The organism is Kaistella sp. (genome assembly GCF_041824135.1).
In the GTDB taxonomy this organism is placed as follows: Bacteria; Bacteroidota; Bacteroidia; order Flavobacteriales; family Weeksellaceae; genus Kaistella.
Map to the genome: position 1 here is coordinate 1 of NZ_JBGZYM010000066.1, position 21,223 is coordinate 21,223.

At 35.4% G+C, this 21,223-nt stretch carries 19 protein-coding genes; 5 read left to right on the forward strand and 14 right to left on the reverse strand.

The features are described 5' to 3' along the window. The 4 genes from ACEYOS_RS07015 to ACEYOS_RS07030 form a co-directional block, all read right to left on the reverse strand. Positions 1-216: hypothetical protein (locus ACEYOS_RS07015; RefSeq protein ID WP_373784627.1), on the reverse strand; the 216-nt coding region annotated here is incomplete at its 3' end. A gap of 272 nt (positions 217-488) precedes the next feature. Continuing rightward, entirely contained in the window at positions 489-1,022 is a 534-nt protein-coding gene (locus ACEYOS_RS07020; protein WP_373709329.1) for a DUF4251 domain-containing protein, read from the reverse strand. A gap of 60 nt (positions 1,023-1,082) precedes the next feature. After that, positions 1,083-1,631 carry a DUF4251 domain-containing protein gene (locus ACEYOS_RS07025; protein WP_373709330.1) on the reverse strand — a complete coding sequence of 183 codons (549 nt, stop codon included), beginning with the start codon at positions 1,629-1,631 and terminating at the stop codon, positions 1,083-1,085. A 64-nt stretch (positions 1,632-1,695) separates the two neighbouring features. Further along, positions 1,696-2,244 (reverse strand): DUF4251 domain-containing protein, encoded by a 549-nt coding sequence (locus ACEYOS_RS07030; RefSeq protein ID WP_373709331.1) that lies wholly within the window; start codon positions 2,242-2,244, stop codon positions 1,696-1,698. A 99-nt stretch (positions 2,245-2,343) separates the two neighbouring features. Between ACEYOS_RS07030 and ACEYOS_RS07035 the strand changes: the two genes are divergently transcribed. Both ACEYOS_RS07035 and ACEYOS_RS07040 read left to right on the forward strand, forming a co-directional pair. Beyond that, positions 2,344-3,153 (forward strand): M48 family metallopeptidase, encoded by an 810-nt coding sequence (locus ACEYOS_RS07035; RefSeq protein WP_373709332.1) that lies wholly within the window; start codon positions 2,344-2,346, stop codon positions 3,151-3,153. 73 nt (positions 3,154-3,226) lie between these two features. Beyond that, entirely contained in the window at positions 3,227-3,556 is a 330-nt protein-coding gene (locus ACEYOS_RS07040) for a hypothetical protein (protein WP_373709333.1), read from the forward strand. Positions 3,557-3,593: 37 nt separating this feature from the next. Here the strand turns inward: ACEYOS_RS07040 and ACEYOS_RS07045 are convergent, their stop codons facing one another. From ACEYOS_RS07045 to ACEYOS_RS07085, 9 genes are all read right to left on the reverse strand, one after another. Beyond that, positions 3,594-4,211, reverse strand: a complete 618-nt coding sequence (locus ACEYOS_RS07045; RefSeq protein WP_373709334.1) for an outer membrane beta-barrel protein — start codon at positions 4,209-4,211, stop codon at positions 3,594-3,596. Next, positions 4,204-5,013: an ABC transporter ATP-binding protein gene (locus ACEYOS_RS07050; protein WP_373709335.1), complete on the reverse strand. Its 810-nt coding sequence runs from the start codon at positions 5,011-5,013 to the stop codon at positions 4,204-4,206. The genes ACEYOS_RS07045 and ACEYOS_RS07050 overlap by 8 nt, the downstream gene beginning before the upstream one ends. Beyond that, a complete protein-coding gene (locus tag ACEYOS_RS07055) occupies positions 5,013-5,765 on the reverse strand; it encodes an MlaE family ABC transporter permease (protein ID WP_373709336.1) in 753 nt (250 codons plus the stop codon). The genes ACEYOS_RS07050 and ACEYOS_RS07055 overlap by 1 nt, the downstream gene beginning before the upstream one ends. 41 nt (positions 5,766-5,806) lie before the next feature. Continuing rightward, entirely contained in the window at positions 5,807-7,180 is a 1,374-nt protein-coding gene (locus ACEYOS_RS07060) for an exopolysaccharide biosynthesis polyprenyl glycosylphosphotransferase (RefSeq protein ID WP_373709337.1), read from the reverse strand. A 34-nt stretch (positions 7,181-7,214) separates the two neighbouring features. Next, on the reverse strand, positions 7,215-7,847 hold the full coding sequence (locus tag ACEYOS_RS07065; protein WP_373709338.1) for a 7-carboxy-7-deazaguanine synthase QueE: 633 nt from the start codon (positions 7,845-7,847) through the stop codon (positions 7,215-7,217). Then, positions 7,840-8,724, reverse strand: coding sequence for a bifunctional 5,10-methylenetetrahydrofolate dehydrogenase/5,10-methenyltetrahydrofolate cyclohydrolase (locus ACEYOS_RS07070; protein ID WP_373709339.1), 885 nt, complete (start codon positions 8,722-8,724; stop codon positions 7,840-7,842). Before ACEYOS_RS07070 ends, ACEYOS_RS07065 begins: the two co-directional genes overlap by 8 nt. A gap of 29 nt (positions 8,725-8,753) precedes the next feature. Beyond that, positions 8,754-10,394 (reverse strand): glucose-6-phosphate isomerase, encoded by a 1,641-nt coding sequence (gene pgi / locus ACEYOS_RS07075; RefSeq protein ID WP_373709340.1) that lies wholly within the window; start codon positions 10,392-10,394, stop codon positions 8,754-8,756. A gap of 116 nt (positions 10,395-10,510) precedes the next feature. Beyond that, positions 10,511-11,422 carry a DUF4349 domain-containing protein gene (locus tag ACEYOS_RS07080; protein ID WP_373709341.1) on the reverse strand — a complete coding sequence of 304 codons (912 nt, stop codon included), beginning with the start codon at positions 11,420-11,422 and terminating at the stop codon, positions 10,511-10,513. A 132-nt stretch (positions 11,423-11,554) separates the two neighbouring features. Continuing rightward, positions 11,555-12,661: an AI-2E family transporter gene (locus ACEYOS_RS07085; protein WP_373709342.1), complete on the reverse strand. Its 1,107-nt coding sequence runs from the start codon at positions 12,659-12,661 to the stop codon at positions 11,555-11,557. A 281-nt stretch (positions 12,662-12,942) separates the two neighbouring features. Between ACEYOS_RS07085 and ACEYOS_RS07090 the strand changes: the two genes are divergently transcribed. Then, on the forward strand, positions 12,943-15,189 hold the full coding sequence (locus ACEYOS_RS07090) for an inorganic phosphate transporter (RefSeq protein WP_373709343.1): 2,247 nt from the start codon (positions 12,943-12,945) through the stop codon (positions 15,187-15,189). 164 nt (positions 15,190-15,353) lie between these two features. Here ACEYOS_RS07090 and lon read toward each other — a convergent pair whose 3' ends face one another. Beyond that, a complete protein-coding gene (gene lon, locus ACEYOS_RS07095) occupies positions 15,354-17,759 on the reverse strand; it encodes an endopeptidase La (protein WP_373709360.1) in 2,406 nt (801 codons plus the stop codon). Positions 17,760-17,995: 236 nt separating this feature from the next. On the opposite strand from lon, the gene ACEYOS_RS07100 reads away from it, so the two are divergent. Next, positions 17,996-20,140 (forward strand): peptidylprolyl isomerase, encoded by a 2,145-nt coding sequence (locus ACEYOS_RS07100; RefSeq protein WP_373709344.1) that lies wholly within the window; start codon positions 17,996-17,998, stop codon positions 20,138-20,140. 125 nt (positions 20,141-20,265) lie between these two features. After that, positions 20,266-21,216, forward strand: coding sequence for an MlaD family protein (locus tag ACEYOS_RS07105; protein WP_373709345.1), 951 nt, complete (start codon positions 20,266-20,268; stop codon positions 21,214-21,216). The last annotated feature ends 7 nt before the right edge of the window (positions 21,217-21,223 follow it).

Below are 21,223 nucleotides of genomic sequence, written 5' to 3' on the forward strand. Positions count from 1 at the left end.
AAAGTTTGGAAGGTTTTCCCAGGAGTTTTCTTTTCTGCTAATGTCTTCAAGAGTATAATTGTAGCCATCATAATTAGCTTCTTCAGCAATAAAAGTAAAGTTTTCAGTGTTTAGCAGTTTGCTTGTTTTATTATCAACAACTGTGCTTTGAGAACTACAAGATGCTAGGATCACAATTAAAAAAAATGAAAATAATGTTTTAGATAGATTTTTCATATTGATTTTATTTTAAATTAGTAATAAGAAGTCTAAGCTACGACTATTAATTGAATTAACGAAATCGATTTTCATTGCCTTATTCACAATACTGTCGCAGTCGTAACATATCGATTGACAATCCTTGCAAACAATCTTTTGAGAAGCACAAGATCCTAACAGTGATAGTTATAATACTATAATAAATACACGGGATAGATTTTTCATATTTATTCTTACTCTGAGTTAATAATAACAATATGAAACTATAACTATTATTTAAATTAATAAAATTACTTTTCTCTTATTGAATTCGCAGTGATGTATCCGTCGTAAGATATCGATTGGCGATCGTTGGATTCGATCCAAACATAGGTTTTTCCATTTTTGAAAACCTCCATATTAATGTTTCGAATATTTTGCTGATCATTGGCAACGATGGTAAAAACGGTACTTCCTTTTTTACCTTCTTTTTTGTCAACTGTAAAATCTTTCGTTGTAAAGCGATACGAGTTTTTACTGGGATCTAGATTTGCGGTGTACATTCTGCCAAAGTAAGGTAATGTCACTTCTAATTCATCTGTTCTGATTTCAATGGTGTAGCCAGAATCTAGATTAAGCATTCTGGAGGAACTGCCGCCTGGAATGGAGTTCATTACATTGACTACATCAAGATTGTTAGGGTTGGCATGCTCTGCAACAAAAGTGAATTGGTTCGTTTCTAACAAGGAGGTAATGTTTGCTGGTGCGATATTATTTTGCGTGCTGCAAGAAAAAGCCAAAGTCATCGTAAGAAAAGAAACAAATGTGCTTAATAGATTTTTCATAATCGCTTTTATTTTGGATTAAAATAACAATATTATAGTATGATTATTTGGATATAAAAACTACTTTTTTGTTATTAAATTCGTAGTGATATAACCGTCATAGGAGATGGATTGTTTGTCATTAGAATCAACCCATACATGAGCTTTCCCATTTTTGAAAACCTCCATATTCATCTTTCTAATGTTTTGTTGATTATTGGCAACGATGTTAAAAACAGTACTTCCTTTTTTTCCGTCTTTCTTATTAATTGTGAAATCTTTAGTTGCGAAATCTTCAGCTGTAATTTGATAGATTTTTTTATCAGGCTCTATATTTTCAGCATACAATTTGCCAAAGTAAGGTAATGTCACTTCCAATTCATCTTTTCTGATTTCAATAGTGTAACCAGAATCCAAATTAAGCATTTTGGAAGAATTGTTGCCAGGGATTGAAGCCATTACTTTAACAATCTCTGGATTAGTGGGATTCGCACGTTCTGCTACGAAAGTAAATTCACCCTTTTGTAAAAGTGACTCAACTGCTGCTAACTTCTCTATGTCCTGGGTTGTGCAAGATGGCAGGACGATAAATCCCAACAGAACAGTCATTATTTTGAAGGTTATTTTCATAATTTTTTAGATTTTTAATTATTCATCAATAATTGTGCTGAATAACTGTGGTATTTTTATAAACTTAATTATTCACAGCGATATTTTGTGCTATAAATCCTTCGTAAGATACAGACTGATCAGTTTTTGTATTGATTTCAACCGATGTTCTTCCGTTTTTGGTGACTTCGATAACAATTTCTGATATCAATTTTTTATCATTCGTTAAAATGGTATAAACCTTATTTCCTTTCTTAGTTGTTGCTTGTTTTAAATCGAAGTTGGTGATAGAGAATTGGTTGGCATCCTCATTTCTTAACGATGTTTTTAATATTCTGCTCAGGTAAGGCAAGTAGATGGTTAATTCATTATCTTTAATATCAATCGTATAACCAGGTGAAAGATTAACCATTTTTCTTGACGGATATTCTCGTAGAAGTGGTGGTGCATTGAGATCTTTTGTAACATAGTCAACATTATAATGTTCTACAAATGCATGGTCAGCATTAAAAGTAAATTCGTTAAATGGTAGTTCAGCCATCTCGTTTCCATCTTTTACTTGAGGAAGAGCGGTGCATGAACCTAAAATAGATATCATAAAAACAGCAGCAAAAAATTGAGATAAGATTTTCATATTTATTTTACATAAATGTTAGTTCAACTAAGATAGAAAAATATTTGAACATTTTGGAATAAAAATTGTTTACCCCTTTGAAATCATTTTTTTACTACTATGAAAAATTTAAATAAATTATTAGGAATCAGTGTGATATCAGCGATGATGATTGCATGTACTACCAACCCAATTACAGGTCGAAAATCGTTGCAGCTAGCGAACGATCAAGAAATTTCGGCAATGGCACTTCAACAGTATCGCCAGACTTTATCCACAGCGAAAGTTATTAAAGGAACGACGCAGGCAAAAAGCGTTCAGAACGTAGGATTAAGAATTAAAAATGCTGCGAATAATTACTACCGTGGAATTGGTCGAGAAGCCGATTTAGCCAATTACCAATGGGAATTTAATTTAATTGATGACAAACAAATTAATGCTTGGTGTATGCCAGGTGGTAAAGTAGCAGTTTATACTGGTATTATGCCAATTACTAAAAATGATACAGGTTTAGCAGTAGTTCTAGGTCACGAGATTTCTCACGCCATTGCAGGTCATGGTAACGAGAGAATTTCACAAGCTATGGTAGCTCAGTACGGAGGTGCGATCTTAGGTGGTGCAATTTCTAACAATCAAATTGCGGCTATTTTTCAGCAAGCTTACCCATTAGGTGCTCAAGTTGCTTTATTAAAATATGGACGTAGCCAAGAATTGGAAGCTGATGAAATGGGACTTTACTTGATGGCGATGGCAGGATATGATCCAAGAGAGTCACAACCGTTTTGGCAAAGAATGGAAGCTGCTTCTACAGGAAACAGACCTCCTGAGTTTTTATCAACTCACCCAAATCCAGATACAAGACGTGCAGATTTAGAACGTAATATGCCAAAAGCTTTAGAATACTATAGAGCAGCAGGTGGTAAAAAGTAAGACTTAATTATAATTATAGTAAACCTTCCCAAAAATTTCTTAAATTTGGGAAGGTTTTTTAATTTAAACAAACATGAAAAATTTAACTTTTATAGGCTTCCTTCTTCTTGGTTTAGCATTTTTGCTCTACTATATGTTACCTGAATTTTCCTTTGTGAAGCTATTTGAACCGATTAGCTTAATGGGTATTCTGGCAGGAATAGGAATAGGATTAATCATTGGAGGCATCGTTGGATACGTTAGCAAAGGAACAGCTTTAAAGCAAGAAGAGAAAAAAAGAGAAATCAAACAACTTCGAAAAGTGAATGAAGATCTGGAAAAGCAAGCTGCAGAATTGGCGAGGCAACAGACCGCTACTTATACAACAACAACGACAGAAAATCAAAATCCTCCGAATTATTAATTCAGAGGATTTTTTTATTTCTTAAAGTTGGTATTCCTTAGAACTCATACCCTAAACCTACCATGAATAAACTTGGTCGGCTATCATAACGAATCGTTTCGTTCGTATTGGTATTGATGAAATCTCTCTGGTCTTCCGTGAAAGCTCCTTCATATTTGGCGCTTACGATCAATTTTTGAAGTTGAACTTGCGCTCCAAACTGGTAACCTACGGTAAAGTCTTTCGTCGCATTTTCTTTGAAGTCGGCAAATTGATTGTCTGTAGATAGATTGTAAGAAGCTACAGGTCCAATAAATACACCTAAGTTATCTCCTAATAATTTATATCCTACCAAAACTGGCACGTCAATTCTATTGCTTTTCGCTTCCAAAGTGACGCCTGAGACAGGAACATCAAATTCAGTTTTAAAGGTAGTGTAATAGATTTCTGGCATCAAGAAGAAAGAGGCCGGTAAGTTTACTTTAGCCGAAAGTCCAACATTAAAACCGACGTTGTTTTTGCCTGCTTCATTGTATGCTCCTACGGCACTTCCTTTAATGTTTTCCCAACTTGGAGAATCTGTTTTGAAAAGTAAGTTTGCTTTCCCTGCGAATTTAATTTGTGCAGAAGTAAGAACACTTGCACCAATTAAAACGATGCTAAAAAATTTATTCATTAGAATGAGGTTTTGTTATAATATTGTCAATTGAGGTTTTGTTGGTCTTCATGAAATACTCCCGTAATTCTTTGAACAACTCTGAGGAGTAAACGAAATCGATCAGGTTTTTATTGCCTGCATTAATCAGGATGTCTTTATTGCCTTCCCATTCTTTTATCCCCATTCTTAAGTACAGAATGTTTTCACCAATCGTCATCACCGAATTCATATCGTGCGTATTAATGATCGTTGTTGTATTATATTCTTTGGTAATTTCTAAAAGCAGATCATCAATAATGTTTGCGGTGTAAGGATCGAGTCCTGAGTTCGGTTCATCACAAAATAAATACTTAGGATTATTTACAATCGCTCGCGCTATAGCAACCCTTTTTTGCATTCCACCCGAAATTTCTGAAGGATATTTACGATTGGCTTTTTCCAAATGTACACGACCGATTACTTCAAAAGCGCGTCTTTTTTTCTCACGGAAAGTCAAATTGGTAAACATATCTAAAGGGAAAGTAATGTTTTCCTCAACCGTCATGGAATCAAAAAGAGCACTTCCCTGAAATACCGTTCCGATTTCGGCGCGAAGTTGCTGTTTCTCGTCTCTCGACATTTTGTTAATGTCTTTTCCATCGAACAAAATTTCTCCTGAAGTAGGCTGGTAAACATTCAATAAGCTTTTTAGAAAAACGGTCTTTCCAGAACCACTTTGCCCAATGACAAGGTTCACTTTACCTGTTTCAAAATTGCTTGAAATTCCTTTTAAGACTTCAACTTCATCAAATCTTTTCTTTAAATCTTTTACTTCAATCATTAGCTTAGGAACATTTGAGTTAATATTAAGTTCATGATAATAATGGCGACAATGGTCCAAACCACCGCCTGGGTACTGGCACGACCAACTTCCAGCGAGCCTCCTTTTACATTATATCCAAAATAAGCAGGAATGGTCGCAATTAAAAAAGCAAATACAGCAGTCTTAAAAAAGGCGTACCAAATAAAATGTTGTGGCATATACATTTGAATTCCGGTGATATAATCGGCTTTGCTCCAGCTTCCGGTGGCGAGTCCTGCTAAATATCCACCCCAGATTCCAAATACGATACTGATTGCAATGAGTAAAGGATTAAAAATTACACTGGCTAATATTTTGGGTAAAATTAAAAAGTTAGGAGAATTAACTCCCATAATGTCTAAAGCATCAATTTGTTCTGTTACACGCATTGTTCCAATACTTGAGGCAATATACGATCCAACTTTCCCGGCTAAAACGACTGAGATAATCGTTGGTGCAAATTCTAAGATCAACACCACTTTTGTAGCGTATCCAATAAAAGAATTTGGTATTGGAAAGGAAGAAGCGCTAAAGTTATTAAACATTTGAATTGCCACAACCGCTCCTACAAAAGTGGAAGTGAAAAGGACCAATCCAAAAGAGTTTACGCCTAAATCATAGATCTCCCGCATAAATAACTTGCCGAATATGGATGCCTTCTGAGGTCTTTTTAGTGTTTTTCCGAGAAGAATAATATAAGCGCCAATTTGGCTTAACAGATTTTTTAGCATGCTGCAAAATTAGTGTTTTTTATTTTTTGATGAACGTTTTTTTAATTGGCATTCTTATCTCCGCCGATAACAAGAAAAACAGTTTTTAAAATAATAACGGAGTCCAGAACTACGGTCCAGTTTTTAACGTAAAACGCGTCGGCCAAAATCCTCTTTCGCATTTCAATGTCCATGTTTCCTTTGTCACCACGCAACCCATTAACCTGAGCTAAACCTGTAACGCCCGGCTTTACCAAACTTCTTACCGAGTAACGTCCTATTTTTAATTTATAGAAATCATCTACCAGAAGCATATGAGGTCGGGGACCAACTACCGACATGTCTCCTTTTAGAACATTTAAAAACTGCGGCATTTCATCTAAACTGGTCTTCCGAAGAAATTTTCCAATTTTTGTAATTCGTTTATCATTTTCTGCTGTTGTTTTACTGGTGCATTCACCATTGACATGCATGGTTCTAAATTTTACACAGCTAAATACTTCATCGTGGAAACCGTATCTTTTCTGTATAAAGAACACAGGACCTTTACTATTTAATTTGATGAGGATTGCTATAATTGGGAAAAGCCAACTGCAGACAAATACCAAAATACAAGCAGAAAATAGCAAATCAAAAGCTCTTTTCAGAATAACGTTTGTTAAATAATCTAATGGGAATTTCGCACGAACTAAAATAGGTTGCGTCTCAATATATCCTAAATCATATTGAAAGAAATTGTTCTTAACAATACTAGGAATTAAGGAAATACGCACTTTGTGAAGCTCAGCTAAGTTGTAAATCTCCGCTTCCTGTTCTTTTGTATAGGTCTTAAGTTCCGTCGAAATGTACATGGTATGAATTCCATTAAACTTCCAGAACGCTACCAATTTTTCAAAATTAGCGAGATATTCTACTGGAAAATCATGAATTTTGAAACCATAGTCTTTTCGTTCTGCAAAAATATTCTTTAGAATTTCTGAAGACGAATCAGCTGACAGAAACATAATATTTCTAAAGTTAAGTCCCTTTGTTCTAATATATTTTAACGCAAAAAACAGAGTGGATTTAATGAGGAAGAGCAAGAAGAATAAGCTGAGCGCAATTAAAAACCGATCTTGTTTTAGAAAATCATTATTGCTCACTTTCGCTAATAAAATCACACCGAAAATAAAAATAAAGATATGGGTGATCAATCGTTCCAAATAAATGGTGTACGTAATATTACGTGCAATAGAGTACAGTTTCGTTCGACTGCTCAATAAAACCCAGTAAAAAATAAGCAATACAATCGAAAGAATATTTTGCTCACTATTTTCTTCAGCGAAAAGATGATCATTGTTTCTCAGAAAAAAATAAACAAACACTGCCGCTATCACAACGATATCGATGAGAATAAAAATGGTCTTAAAATATCGAGAATATCGAATTCTTTGCATACCGGATTTTAACTAGAAGTAAATCTAGTATAATTTATGGAATATTCAAATATTTATGCGTTTGTACCGATGCCTGCCATCTTGGATTTGCCAAAATAAAATCGATAAGTTTAGGATAGATTTCCTCTCGTTTACTCCATTCACTTTGCAGATAAAGAACGCAGTTTTCAGAAACTTTTGCAGCTTGTTCTTCGGCAAACTTCAGGTCATTGTTGTTAAAGACAATCATCTTCAACTCATTGGCTTTGGCGTAAATTGCAGGTTTTGGCAATCCCGTTTTTTTTGGAGAAAGCGTAATCCAGTCCAAAGTCCCACTCATTTCATAAGCGCCAGAAGTTTCGATATGAATTTCACAACCTAACTCTTTTAATCTGTTTGTTAAAATCTCCAGATTCCACATTAGCGGTTCTCCGCCAGTTAAAACGATGGTTTTACAAAAACTCGCTGCAGTTTCTGCAATTTGTTCAGTATTCATCAAAGGATGCAAATTAGGATCCCAGCTTTCTTTCACGTCGCACCAGTGACAGCCGACATTACAGCCACCTAGTCTGATAAAATAGGCCGCTTTTCCGGTATGGGCGCCTTCACCTTGTAAAGTATAAAAATGCTCCATCACTGGGAGCATTTTACCTTGTTGTAATAAAATATTTTCTTCTTCTTTAGTCATTGTATACTGAGGTTTTATAAGCCAATAGTGTGTTTTTCATCAACATGGCCCGGGTCATTGGACCAACTCCGCCTGGTACCGGCGTGATCCAACTTGCTTTTTCTTTGCAACTTTCAAAATCGACATCACCAATCAATTTGTATCCTTTTTCAGACTGATCTTCAACTCGCGTAATTCCAACGTCGATGATGATCGCGCCGTCTTTAATCATATCTGCTTTCAAGAAATTCGGATCTCCTAGTGCGGTAATAATGATATCTGCTTTTCTTGTAAACTCCTCAATATGAGGTGTGTATGAATGCGTAAGAGTTACGGTAGAATTTCCAGGAAAATCTTTTCTCCCCATCAAAATACTCATCGGTTTTCCAACGATTCTACTTCTGCCGATCACTACGCAGTGTTTTCCTTTAGTGTCGATTCCATACCTTTCTAATAAAGTAATTATTCCGAAGGGTGTCGCCGGTAAAAACGTGTCCATTTCCAAAGCCATTTTCCCAAAGTTTTCTGGGTGGAAACCATCAACATCTTTTCGTGGATCAATCGCCATAATGATTTTTTCCTGGTCAATTTGTTTTGGTAAAGGCAATTGAACGATAAAACCGTCAACATCTTTAGACTTATTCAGTTCATCGATTTTCTCCAAAAGTTCTGCTTCAGAAACGGTGCTTGGGAAATCTACCAACGAAGATTTGAAACCAACCTCCTTGCAATCCTTAATTTTATTATTGACGTATGTCATGCTCGCGCCGTTCTTTCCAACCAGAATCGCTACCAAATGAGGTGGACGTCTGTGGTTTTCAACGATTTTATCAACGTCAATGCGAATTTCTTCTTTAATTTCTTTGGAAACTTTCAGTCCGTCTAGAATTTGTGCCATTTCGATTTTACTTTAGATTTATTTTCGATTTACTTTTTCTCTTTATAATAATGGATCAATCCGTTGGTAGAAGAGTCATGTGAAGTTACGGCATCGGTACTTTTTAATTCTGCTAAAACTTTCCCAGCCAATACTTTTCCTAACTCAACACCGAATTGATCAAAACTGAATATGTTCCAAATAATTCCCTGCACGAAGATTTTATGTTCATATAAAGCGATCAACTGCCCTAATGAAAAAGGTGTTAACTCATTGAACAATAAGGAGTTTGTCGGAGTGTTGCCATGGAATACTTTAAAGTTAACCAGTCTGTTTACTTCTTCTTCAGAAAGACCTGCTTTTTCTAATTCTGCTCTGGCTTCTACTTCTGTTTTTCCAAAAGCTAAAGCTTCAGTTTGGGCTAAAAAATTAGCTAGTAGAATTTCCTGATGATCAGAAACCACGTTGCAGGATTTCACATAAGCGATAAAATCTGCTGGAATTAATTCTGTTCCCTGATGGATCAATTGATAGAAAGCATGTTGCCCGTTCGTTCCGGGTTCTCCCCAAATAATTGGTCCGGTTTCATATTCTACAAATTCACCGTTTCTGTCAACGCATTTTCCGTTGCTTTCCATATCGCCTTGTTGAAGGTAGGCTGGGAAGCGATCTAAATATTGGGAGTAAGGTAGAATTGCATACGTTCCCGCATCGAAAAAGTTTCGATACCAGATTCCGGTAAGTGCCATTAGCACGGGAACATTTTCTTTGAAGTCAGCACTTTGAAAATGAACATCAGTTTCATGAGCTCCTTTCAATAATTGTTCAAAATTTTCATATCCTACAAAAAGCACAATGCTTAAACCGATTGCGCTCCAAAGAGAATATCTTCCGCCAACCCAATCCCAGAATTCGAAGATGTTTTCTTCTGCAATTCCGAATTTTTTCACGGCTTCCGTATTGGTAGAAAGTGCCACGAAATGTTTCGCCACATCATCTTGTTTCCCCGACTTTAAAAACCATTCTTTTGCAGATTCTGCGTTCGTCATTGTTTCCTGAGTCGTAAACGTTTTAGATGCAATAATAAACAGCGTAGTTTCAGGATTTAGATCCTTGGTCACTTCTGCAATATGATTTCCGTCTACATTAGAAACGAAATGAACGTTCAGTCTTGTTTTGAAATGTTTCAAAGCAGAACAAACCATAACCGGTCCTAGATCAGAACCGCCGATTCCGATATTGACGATATCTGTAATTTCCTTACCTGAAAAACCTTTGTGTTCGCCAGAAATAATTTTCCCGGAGAACGTTTTCATTTGATTTAAAACCCTCTTAATTCCTGGTTTAATATTTTCACCATCAACTAGAATTACTTTGTCTGAAAAGTCTCTCAAGGCGGTGTGTAGAACTGCTCTATCTTCTGTTTCATTTATTTTCTCTCCTGAAAACATGGCACTGATCGCAGCTTTAACATCACATTCTTCCGCCAAACTTTGTAAAAGATCGAATGTTCTTTGATCGATCAGGTTTTTAGAAAAATCGAAAAGATAATCTTCTCTTTTCACGGAGAATTGATTGAACCTTTCTGGATTATATTGAAAAAGCGTGCGGAGTTCAAAATCATTTTGAGCAAAATGATCCTGTAGATTTTTCCAGGCTTGCGTTTGGGTAGGATTTATTTTTGGTAACATGATAAAAAATTTAAATGATTGATTTTAAAGTATAGAACTTTCAAAATCCTTGCAAATTTACGGAAAAATAAAACCTCCGAAAAAGATTCGGAGGTTGATTTTAAAGTGAGCCTTACTTAAGAATTTTGATCTGAATTTTCCATTTTTAAAGTTTCTTTTCTCCTTCTAATAAAATACAGCACTACTAAAGAGATCAATATAATTGGCCAAATGGTGACCAAGCCGATCACTAATTTTTGAATAAGATAAAAACCTTCTACAAAAGCATTTTTCACGTCATAAAAAAAGTTGAATTTGTATTTGTTATCAATATTTCTGGTGTTGGTAATGGCGATTTCTGCAACTCTAAGTTTAGGTTCTTTCAGATAAATATCTACAGTGCTGAATTTCAGATTGTCAGTCAATTCAAAGCTTGCAACCTTTTGGTAATTCCCTTCCAATTGATTGTCGTCATCCAGGATGACTTTATTTTTATCGATTTTTAGTTGAGAAATATTTGTTCCGGTTTTCGCATTTCTTTTTGCTTCGAGTTCTGCTAATTTAATGTTTGCGGTTACGTCTTCAGCCGTGATAGTTCGGGTATTAAGAAATAGCTTTTTATCATTGATGAAAGTCAGCAGGTCTCCCAATTTTTCCGTAGGAACTCTTACCTGCATGGTGTTTTCTGTTTGAAATTTTCGAACTAAAGTTGCATTTTCATCAGAAGTATTAAAGGTTTCTTCTGCAACAATGTTAGCATTTAATCTGCTTGAAGTTACAAATCCACCCAAATTCTGTAGCTGTTTTTCTATGGAAATAGTTGCTTCATAAACATCTTTCACTTCCATATTGACGTCTGCAGACTTGATGAATTGTTTGTCTTTAACTTTTAGTGTTGCAACCGAAGAAATGCTGTCAGAAATTTCTGCCGTCGCAGTGTAGTCTGTTTCAACCTGATCGTAATTACCAGCAGTTTCTGTTTTATTACAAGAAAAAATGGTGGTTAAAAGTAGAGATCCAAGAACGATTTTTAATGTTGGAGATTTCATAACGGAATTTTTTTATTGATTAATAAAACCAAATGTCCGCCTGAATTCTTTGTAAAGTTTGTAAATGAATTTTATAGTTCTTGTAAAATCAATTTGCAATATAAGTGACTGATAAATAATAAATTAGGTGTTTTATTCTTTTTCTTCCAGAGTGATTTTCTTGGTCAATTTGTATTTCCGACGCGTTTTATTAAGTTTGCTTTCTTCTCCTAGAATTTTCCCCCAAGGCTGTAAACCTTCCACTCTTTCAAAAATGATTTTTAAAATTGCCAAAAAAGGAATACTTAAAAACATACCTGAAATCCCCCATAATTCTTCTCCAATTAAAAGACCAATAAAAGTGAAGAGTGCATTGATCTTCACCTTCGATCCTACAACTAACGGAAGAATAAGATTTCCGTCAATAGCATGAATTACCAAATAACCTATTGCAACCATCAATGTATGATTTCCGCCTGTTGCAAAAGAAATGAGACAAGCAATCAAAGCTGAAAATATAATCCCAACATACGGAATCACATTCATTAGACCAGTGAGAACTCCTAACAGAATTGCATATTTCACGCCCAACGCAGAAAGTAAGATGGTGGTTAAAGTGCTGACAATAATAATTTGAATGAATAATCCAGAAATATATTCCTTGATTATTTTTTGGATCTCCATAATCCCTTCATTCACTCTTTCAAAATGTTGCTCATTAAATATTGAAATAATGAATTGGTATAAAAGTCGGCGGTAATTCAAAATAAAAATGAAAAACAACGCACTGAAAAGAAAAAAGGCCATCGTTGACGAAAACATCGAAACGGTGAAGCCTAAAATAAGTGCCGTTGAAGAAAGTACATTTTCTAAAGCCTGATTAATGTAAGACATCTGTTTGGCAAAATTGAGATGAAAAGTGTTAGAAACCCAGATCTGTAATTGATTAAAAGACGACGAAACCTGAGCTTTTAAAACAGGGAAATCCTTGGCAAAATCACTGAGCTGCGTCGAAAAGAAATAAACCAGTCCCGATAAAACAGCCATCATCAAGAGCAAAGAAGAAAAGGTGGATATCGTTCTCGAAAACCGCAACTTTCTTTCTAACCAATTAGCAAATGGAAGAAATAAAAGAGCCATCAATATTGAAAAAAATAAAGGAGCCAAGACTGTTTTTCCGATTTTAGCCAAATATCCTAGAGCCAAAATGCTGATGAGTATCAAAGCCAGTCGCAATACAAAAGGGAGTTTTATTTTCATCTTGAAGCAAATATTTAATTGTGCAAAGATATTTCTTTTTTAGATTGAGGGACTTTAATATGTCATAAATACAAGTTATGTGGAAGAGTTAATTTTGTCATGTATTCTACAAGATTTATATCATTTTTAAAAAAATGCATGACAGAAAATTAATTGAGAAAGGTATGCTGTATAATCATACTTTTATTAGGAGAAATCATGTAGATTTAGGAATTTAACATTGTGTTAATGTAAAAACGGAAATGAAAGTCGATTTTTGCAGTTCAATAAAACGTTTGTAAATGGAGCAGATTTATATTATCATGCTTATTGCCTTAGGAATATTAGCGATCATTGATCTGGTTGTTGGGGTGAGCAATGATGCAGTGAATTTTTTAAATTCAGCTATAGGTTCGAAAGCTATTTCTTTTAAAATCACCATGATTGTTGCAAGTCTTGGTGTTCTTATTGGCGCCATGTTTTCAAGTGGGATGATGGAGATCGCACGAAGCGGCATCTTTGTTCCGAGCATGTTTAGCTTTAATGATGTCATGATTATTTTTCTTGCCGTTATGATTGCTGACATTCTTTTGTTAGATGTTTTCAATAGCTTGGGATTACCCACTTCAACCACCGTTTCTATTATTTTTGAATTATTGGGTGCGGCAGTTTGTCTGGCAGTTTATAAGATCGTGACCTCCGATGAAAGTTTAGATAATTTGGGTGCGTATATCAATACCCAAAAGGCCTCTATGATTGTCTACAGTATTCTTTTATCTGTATTTTTATCTTTTTCGATCGGTGGTTTTGTTCAATATATTTCCCGATTAATATTCACCTTTCATTTTGAAAAGAAGCTTAAATATTTTGGGTCCATCTTCGGTGGTGTCGCAATCTCAGCAATTACTTTTTTCATTTTAATTAAAGGTTTAAAAGGAGTTTCATTCATATCTAAGGAACAGTTTGAGTGGATCGATCATCATCAATTTCTCATTTTAGGTGGTAATTTTATTTTTTTCACGGTCTTATCTCAAGTATTGATCAGTTTTTTCAAGGTTAATATTTTGCGGGTGATCATCTTGATTGGAACCTTTGCTTTGGCGCTTGCATTTGCAGGAAATGACCTGGTTAATTTTATTGGCGTTCCTATCGCAGCGTTCAATTCTTATGAAATTTTTAGCGGAAGTGGAATTTCTGGTGATGACTTTATGATGGGAGATTTGGCCAATAATGATATTGTTGCTCCTTTCTATTTTTTATTATTTGCGGGCGTGATCATGGTTGTTACCCTTTGGACTTCAAAAAAGGCAAGAAGCGTTATAGAAACTGGCGTCAATTTATCCAGACAAGGTGATGGTGTAGAAAAATTTACCCCGAACACCATTTCTCGAGCCATCGTAAGAGCTGGAGTAAATATTGGAGAAGGCATTAATCATTTTTTACCAAGAAGAATACAAATTAGGATCAATAGAAGATTTCAAAGCGTACCGAAATCTACTAAAAGAACAGACGACGAACCAGCTTTCGACATGGTAAGAGCTTCGGTCAACTTAATGGTGGCAAGTATCTTAATTGCAATTGGTACTTCGATGAAATTACCATTATCTACCACCTATGTTACCTTTATGGTCGCCATGGGAACTTCATTTGCAGACAGAGCCTGGGACAGGGAAAGTGCAGTTTATAGAATTGCGGGCGTTTTCAAAGTAATAGGTGGCTGGTTTTTCACAGCGATTGTTGCATTTTTGTTGGCCTGTACGATTGCTTATATTTTGAAAATTGGAGAAGTATTCGCTTTTGTGGGGCTTTTGCTTTTGCTGGCAATAATACTTTATAGAAGTTCTAGAAAATATAAAAAGAAAGTCGCAGTGGAGGCAGAAATAAAAACATTGCGTAGAGAAGATATCGGCACCGTTAATGAAATGATTACGGAAAGTTCTGCACAGATAGCAAAGGTTTTTAATAAAACCAATTCTCTTTATAGCAGCTTAATCCATAACATCAGTTCCTACGATTTAGCGTTGTTGAAAGCGAATAAAAAAGAGCAGAAAAGTTTAGAAAAGGAAGTAGATGAGTTGAAAAGTAATGTGTTTTATTTGATTAAAAACTTAGATGATAACTCCGTAGAAGCGAGTAAATTTTATATTTTGATCTTAAGCTATTTGCAAGATATGGTGCAGTCTATCGATTTTCTAACCAGCAATAGTTACTCGCATGTTCATAATAACCACAAACCCTTAAAAGAAAATCAGATCAGTGATCTAAAGACCATAGATTCTCAAATGAGTCAGTTATTGTTTCTTTTAGAGGAAAGTTTCAAATCTGATGATTTTCATAAAATCGACTTAATTTTAGAAGAGAAAAAGATGGTTTTGAATACCGTATCAGAACTGATTACAAAGCAAATTATAAGAATTCGAACCACAGAAACGAGCCCAAAAAACAGCAAATTTTATCTTGCATTACTGCTTGAAACCAATGATTTATTAAAGTCTATCATGAATTTGTTAGAATTATTTAAGGAGTTTAATCAAATTAATAAAGGATAAGTTATTTTACTGAGGTCAGAAAATAATCCTCTATACCAACCAAAATAGATTTTTAGTAAAGTGGAAATTGATTAAAAAAAGATTCTGCAGTAATGCAGAATCTTTTTTGTAAGGAATCTATACGATTCAAATGTCAATATTTCACCGATGTAAAATCAAGAAAATTAAGACTCTATCGCCAAATCAATTACTTCGCTCATTCGGCTTACATAATTGATTTTTAAAGTTTTAAGGTAATCTTTTTTAATTTCTTCGACATCTTTTCGGTTGGCTTCGCAGAGGATAATTTCTTTAATTCCAGCTCTGGCGGCAGCGAGAAGTTTCTCTTTAATTCCACCAACTGGTAGAACCTTTCCTCTCAGAGTAATTTCGCCAGTCATTGCTAAATGGGATTTTACTTTCTTATTTTTAAAACTCGACACAATCGAAGTCAGCATCGCGATTCCCGCAGAAGGACCATCTTTAGGGGTTGCTCCTTCCGGAACGTGAACGTGAATATTGTTTTTTTGAAGGTCTTCGGAGGAAATTCCCAATTCGTCATGTTTCGCTTTAATATATTCCAAAGCAATGGTCGCTGATTCCTTCATTACATTTCCAAGATTTCCAGTCATGGTCAAGTTTCCTTTTCCTTCACTCAAAATACTTTCGATAAATAGAATGTCACCACCAACTTGAGTCCAGGCTAGACCGGTAACGACTCCAGGAACTCCGGTGATTTCGGACAGGTTTTTTGGTCTGGGAACACCTAAAATTTCATCTACTTTTTCAACTGTAATTTTTGGATCGTAGGTTTTTTCCATCGCAGTTTGTAAGGCAACCCATCGGGCAACTGACGCGATCTGCTTTTCTAAACCACGAACGCCACTTTCAGAAGTATGCGCATCGATGATGTGTTTGAGCTCAGCATTGCCAAGTTTGAAAGATTTGACATCCAAACCATTTTCTTCCTGTTGCTTTTTAATGAGGTGTCTCTTGGCAATTTCTACTTTTTCTTCTAAAGTATAACCAGCGATTTCGATGATTTCCATTCTGTCGAGAAGCGGTCTCTGAACGGTTGAAAGTGAATTTGCCGTTGCAATAAACATCACTTTCGATAAGTCGTAACCCATTTCCAGGAAGTTATCATAAAAGGAATTATTCTGTTCAGGATCCAAAACTTCTAATAATGCAGAACTTGGATCACCGTGAATTCCGGTTGCGATTTTATCAATTTCATCTAAAACAATTACTGGATTAGAGGTTCCCGCTTTTTTAATGGATTGCAGAATTCTTCCCGCCATCGCACCGATATAGGTCTTTCTATGACCACGGATTTCCGATTCATCATGAAGTCCGCCTAGAGAAAGACGCACATATTTCCTGCCCAAAGCATCAGCCACGGATTTACCAAGCGAAGTTTTACCAACTCCCGGAGGACCGACCAAACAAAGAATCGGAGATTTCATATTGTTTTTCAATTTCAGAACAGCCATGTGTTCTAAAATTCTTTTCTTAATATCTTCTAAGCCGTAATGGGCTTTGTCTAAAACTTTTTCAGCTTTAATAATGTCGAATACATCTTTGGAATATTTGTCCCAAGGCAGATCCGTAAAGAAATCAAGGTAGTTACGCTGAACATTATAATCCGGAGAATTTGGATTTTGTCGCTGAAGACGGTTGATCTCTTTTTTGAAATGTTCGTCCACTTCATCGTTCCATTTGACCTTTTTGGCTTTTTCGAAAAGTTCTTCAACATCAGATTCGGGACCTCCACCTAATTCATCCTGAATGGTTCTAATTTGCTGATTCAGGAAATATTCACGCTGCTGCTTGTCAAGATCTTTCGATGTTTTGTTATGAATCTGACTTCTCAGCTCTAACTTACGAAACTCGTCATGCATCAAAGTGTAGCATTTTTCAGCCCGAATCATCAAATTTTTTTCTTCTAAAAGTTTCTGCTTTTCGTTCGGCATAAAGCTCGCGTTCGAACAAATGAAATTAAGCAGATCTTCATTATCGGAAATGTTTTTAACGGCGAAATTTGCGGCACTTGGAATATTGGGGTCAATGTCAATTATTTTCAACGCCAGATCTTTTATATTCTCCAGCAGCGCTTCGTATTCTTCTTTTTTCTTGGTCGAAGAATCTTTTAATTTGGTGATTTTCGCTTTGAAGTAGGGTTTTGTTCCTGTAAATTCTTTTACTTTAAACCTTTGAAATCCTCTCGTGATAGCGGTTATGTTTCCTTCCGGAAGTTTAATTATTTTAATAATTTTCGCTAAAGTTCCGACCTGGAATAAGTCACCAGTTGTTGGATTTTCAATACTGGAATTGTTCTGTGTAAGGATTCCAATGTATTCATTATTTCGTTGTGCTTCTTCTAAAAGCTTAATAGACATCGCTCTCCCAGCAGTAATCGGGATGATCACTTTTGGAAACATCACCATATTCCGCACTGGAAGGATCGGAAAAATGGTCTGCTCATTACTGTCGTCAGAATCTTCCATATTCGAAAGATTAATTTCTTCAGATAAAATACTGAAATCGTCGTCTAAAATTTCATCAAAGTTGATGTCTTCAAATTCTGTCATAATATAGGGTAATGACAAATTGTCATTTTTTATAGATCATTAAATGGGTTTACCTGTTTTCTCGTTGAAAAGTACGGGTATTAATAGGGTCTGTATAATTTCACAAGCATTATGCCAAGCAAAATTTTAGACAAATTTACCGTAGTAAGCAGGATGGATTTAAATAAGTAGACAATTTTTTTTCTAATCTGTTAAAAATGTGTATTTTCGCAAACTGATAAAATTATACAAAAAAGATGGCAATTTTAGGACAAATAAGAAACAGACCTTGGCTTTTGATGGGGATTATTGCAGTAGCAATGTTGGCTTTCGTAGTGAATCCCGATAGTCTTGAAAAACTATTTGGCGCAGAACCAGGTGTTTACGGTAAAGTAAATGGAGATGAGATTACGAAAGAAGATTTCGATGATCAACTTTTCATGCTTCAACAACAGGCTCAGCAGCAAGGACAACCTACAAAAGGGTTAGAAGAGCAGACTTGGCAAATGTTGGTACAGTCTAAACTCATCAAGCAACAGTTTGAAAAAATGGGGTTGACTTTAACAGAAGACATGTTCTGGAATCAACTGCAGTTTGATCCTATGTTTGCACAGAATAAAGAATTATTCGACGAGAAAGGCAATTTCAAAGTACAGGAATTGAAAGGTCAGGTTGAACAAATGAAAGGAACCAATGTTGAACAATACAACAACTGGTTGAAAACAAGAAAATCTATCGAGTACAGAATGATGGCAAGACAGCTTTTTGCAAACGTAACCACTGGAATTACGGTGAGCAAGAAAGAAGCTGAAGAAATCATGAAAGAAAGAGATCAGCTCGCAGATATTGATTTTGTAAAAATTGATTACGCAGCGTATGAGCAAAAAAATCCAGTTAAAGTAACTACCAATGATTTGGCTGACTATATCAAGAAACATCCAATCATGTTTAAGAGAGATGCAAGCAGAAATTTAGGAATTGTTTATTTCCCAGCGGCTCCAAGTACAGAAGATGATACTGCTTCTCAGGCAGAGATTAATAAATTATTCACTCAAGGAAGTGATATGAGTGGAAAAGAAAGTTTTCAAAATACAACAAACGATTCTATGTTTATTGCTTTGAATTCTGACTTACCATTTAACCCAACGTATTTTTCTCAAGATCAGTTGCCGATGGCAATTAAAGATAAAGTTGCGACAGCAAGTGTGGGAACTACTTTTGGACCTTACAAAGAACAAAACTTTTATGTTGTTTCTAAAGTATTAGATAAAAAACCATCTGACTCTACATTATCACGTCATATCTTAGTTTCTTACAAAGGGAATCAAGCAGGTGGAGATGCGACAAGAACTAAAGATGAAGCTAAGAAATTAGCAGATTCAATTGGCGCTGTTGTAAAAGCTGATCCAAGTAAATTCACAGAATTCTTAAAATATTCATCAGATCCAGGTTCTGCCTCACAAGGTGGGAGCGTAGGTTGGACAACCCCTGCAACACCATTTGTACCAGAATACTTAAGTTTCTTAGCGAATAATGGTAAAGGAGCAACTCAGGTTGTAGAAACTCAATACGGTTACCATATCATCAATATTGAAGATAAGAAATCAGGAGCAATGACTTACAAGGTTGCGAACCTTGTGAAAGCAATTAAAGCATCTGATAAAACAGAAAATGAAGTTTATACAAAAGCGACTAAGTTTATTCAGCAAGTTCAAGGAAAGAGCTTCAACGAATTTGCAAATCTTGCTAAAAAAAGCAACTATAATTTCTCTAATCCAACTGAGGTTGGTAGATTCCAGGGTCAAATTCCTGGTCTAGGAACTGACAAAGATGAAGACGTTATTGCGTGGGCTTTTAATAAGAAAAGAAACAAAGGAGATACGGATATTTTCACTGTAGACGGAACGGGTGACAGAATTGTTGCTTTTGTTAATGGTGTACAGGATGCAGGAGCTGCAGATCCAGAAGCAGTAAGAGGTCAAATAGAACCGATCGTGAAAAATAAATTGATGGCTAAGCAGATTACCGATAAAATTACTGCTGCAAAAGCGACCAGTTTAGATCAGATCGCAAAACTATTCAGTGTGACAAAACAGTCTGCACAAGTGAATATGTTGAATCCACAAGTTAACGGTGCAATGGAGCCGAGAGTTGCTGGAGCTGCATTTGGAGTTGCTAAAAATAAATTGTCTAATCCTGTTGAAGGAATGACTGGAGTTTATGTAGTTCTGAAAAAATCAGAAACAACTAACAAACAACCGGGAGACCTTAAACAAATGACTGAAGCGATCGCAGGACAAAACTCTCAACAGTTTGGTCAGGCGTTATTGAAAAGCTTACAGGACAATGCGAAAATTAAAGATTACAGAATAGAAATTTACAATCAAGTTTCACAACAGTAAATTTTTAAATAAAATAATTGATAAAGCGACTTTTAAAAGTCGCTTTTTTTTGTGCCCTATTCAATACGTTTTACAATCAGTTTATTTAAAATGTATTATATTTGTCCACTAAAAATTTAAGAAAAGTGAAATTCACAAAAGAAATAAAAGCAGGACTAATCGCACTTTTAGCAATTATCGGATTCGTATTTTTATTCCAGTTTATGAAGGGTAAAAGCCTTTTCACAACGGATAATATCTTTTACGCAAAATTTGATAATGTTGAAGGTTTAGCAGCTTCAAATCCAGTTTCAATCAATGGTTTAAGAGTTGGGCAAGTTGATAATATCATGCCCGTAACTGAAAAAGATGGCAAAATACATTTTGTTGTAAAAATTATTGTTGACGATAATTTTCAGTTTTCCAAGCAATCCAAAATAGAGATCTTTGAACCGGGATTAATGTCTGGTAAAGAGATGCGAATCAATTTGGCTTATGGTAATCCTATGGCTAAAGACGGCGATACACTTTCGGGAGAATTCCAGCTTTCGATGTTGAATAATATTTCTTCGCAAGTTGGTCCCGTGAAAGATCAGCTACAGGTTGTTTTGAAAAGAGTAGACTCCTTAACCAACAATGCCAACAAGTTATTTGACGATCAAAACCGTGCAGAGATCGCTGCGCTACTGAATAATCTAAATAGAACTGTTGCGTCATTTGAGGGAACATCCAGGCAAACCAATGCGCTACTGGCAAACAATGATCCACGAGTGCAGAAAGTTCTTGACAATGCTAATCTTGCGACGTTAAGTGCGAAGTCAGCCATTGATAAATATGGTCGTGTTGCAGATGAGGTTGATGTTCAAAAATTAAATAATACCATTGATAAGTTAAGTCTTACTGCCGATAAATTGAACGGTGTTATCTCTGGCATACAAAACGGGGAAGGAAGTCTTGGTAAACTCACCAAAGATGAGCAACTTTACAATAATCTAAATGAAACTGCCAATAATATGAATAAATTGGTAGAAGATTTAAAAGCAAATCCGAAAAAATATCTGAATTTCTCAGTTTTCGGTAAGAATAACAAAGACTAAAACCATT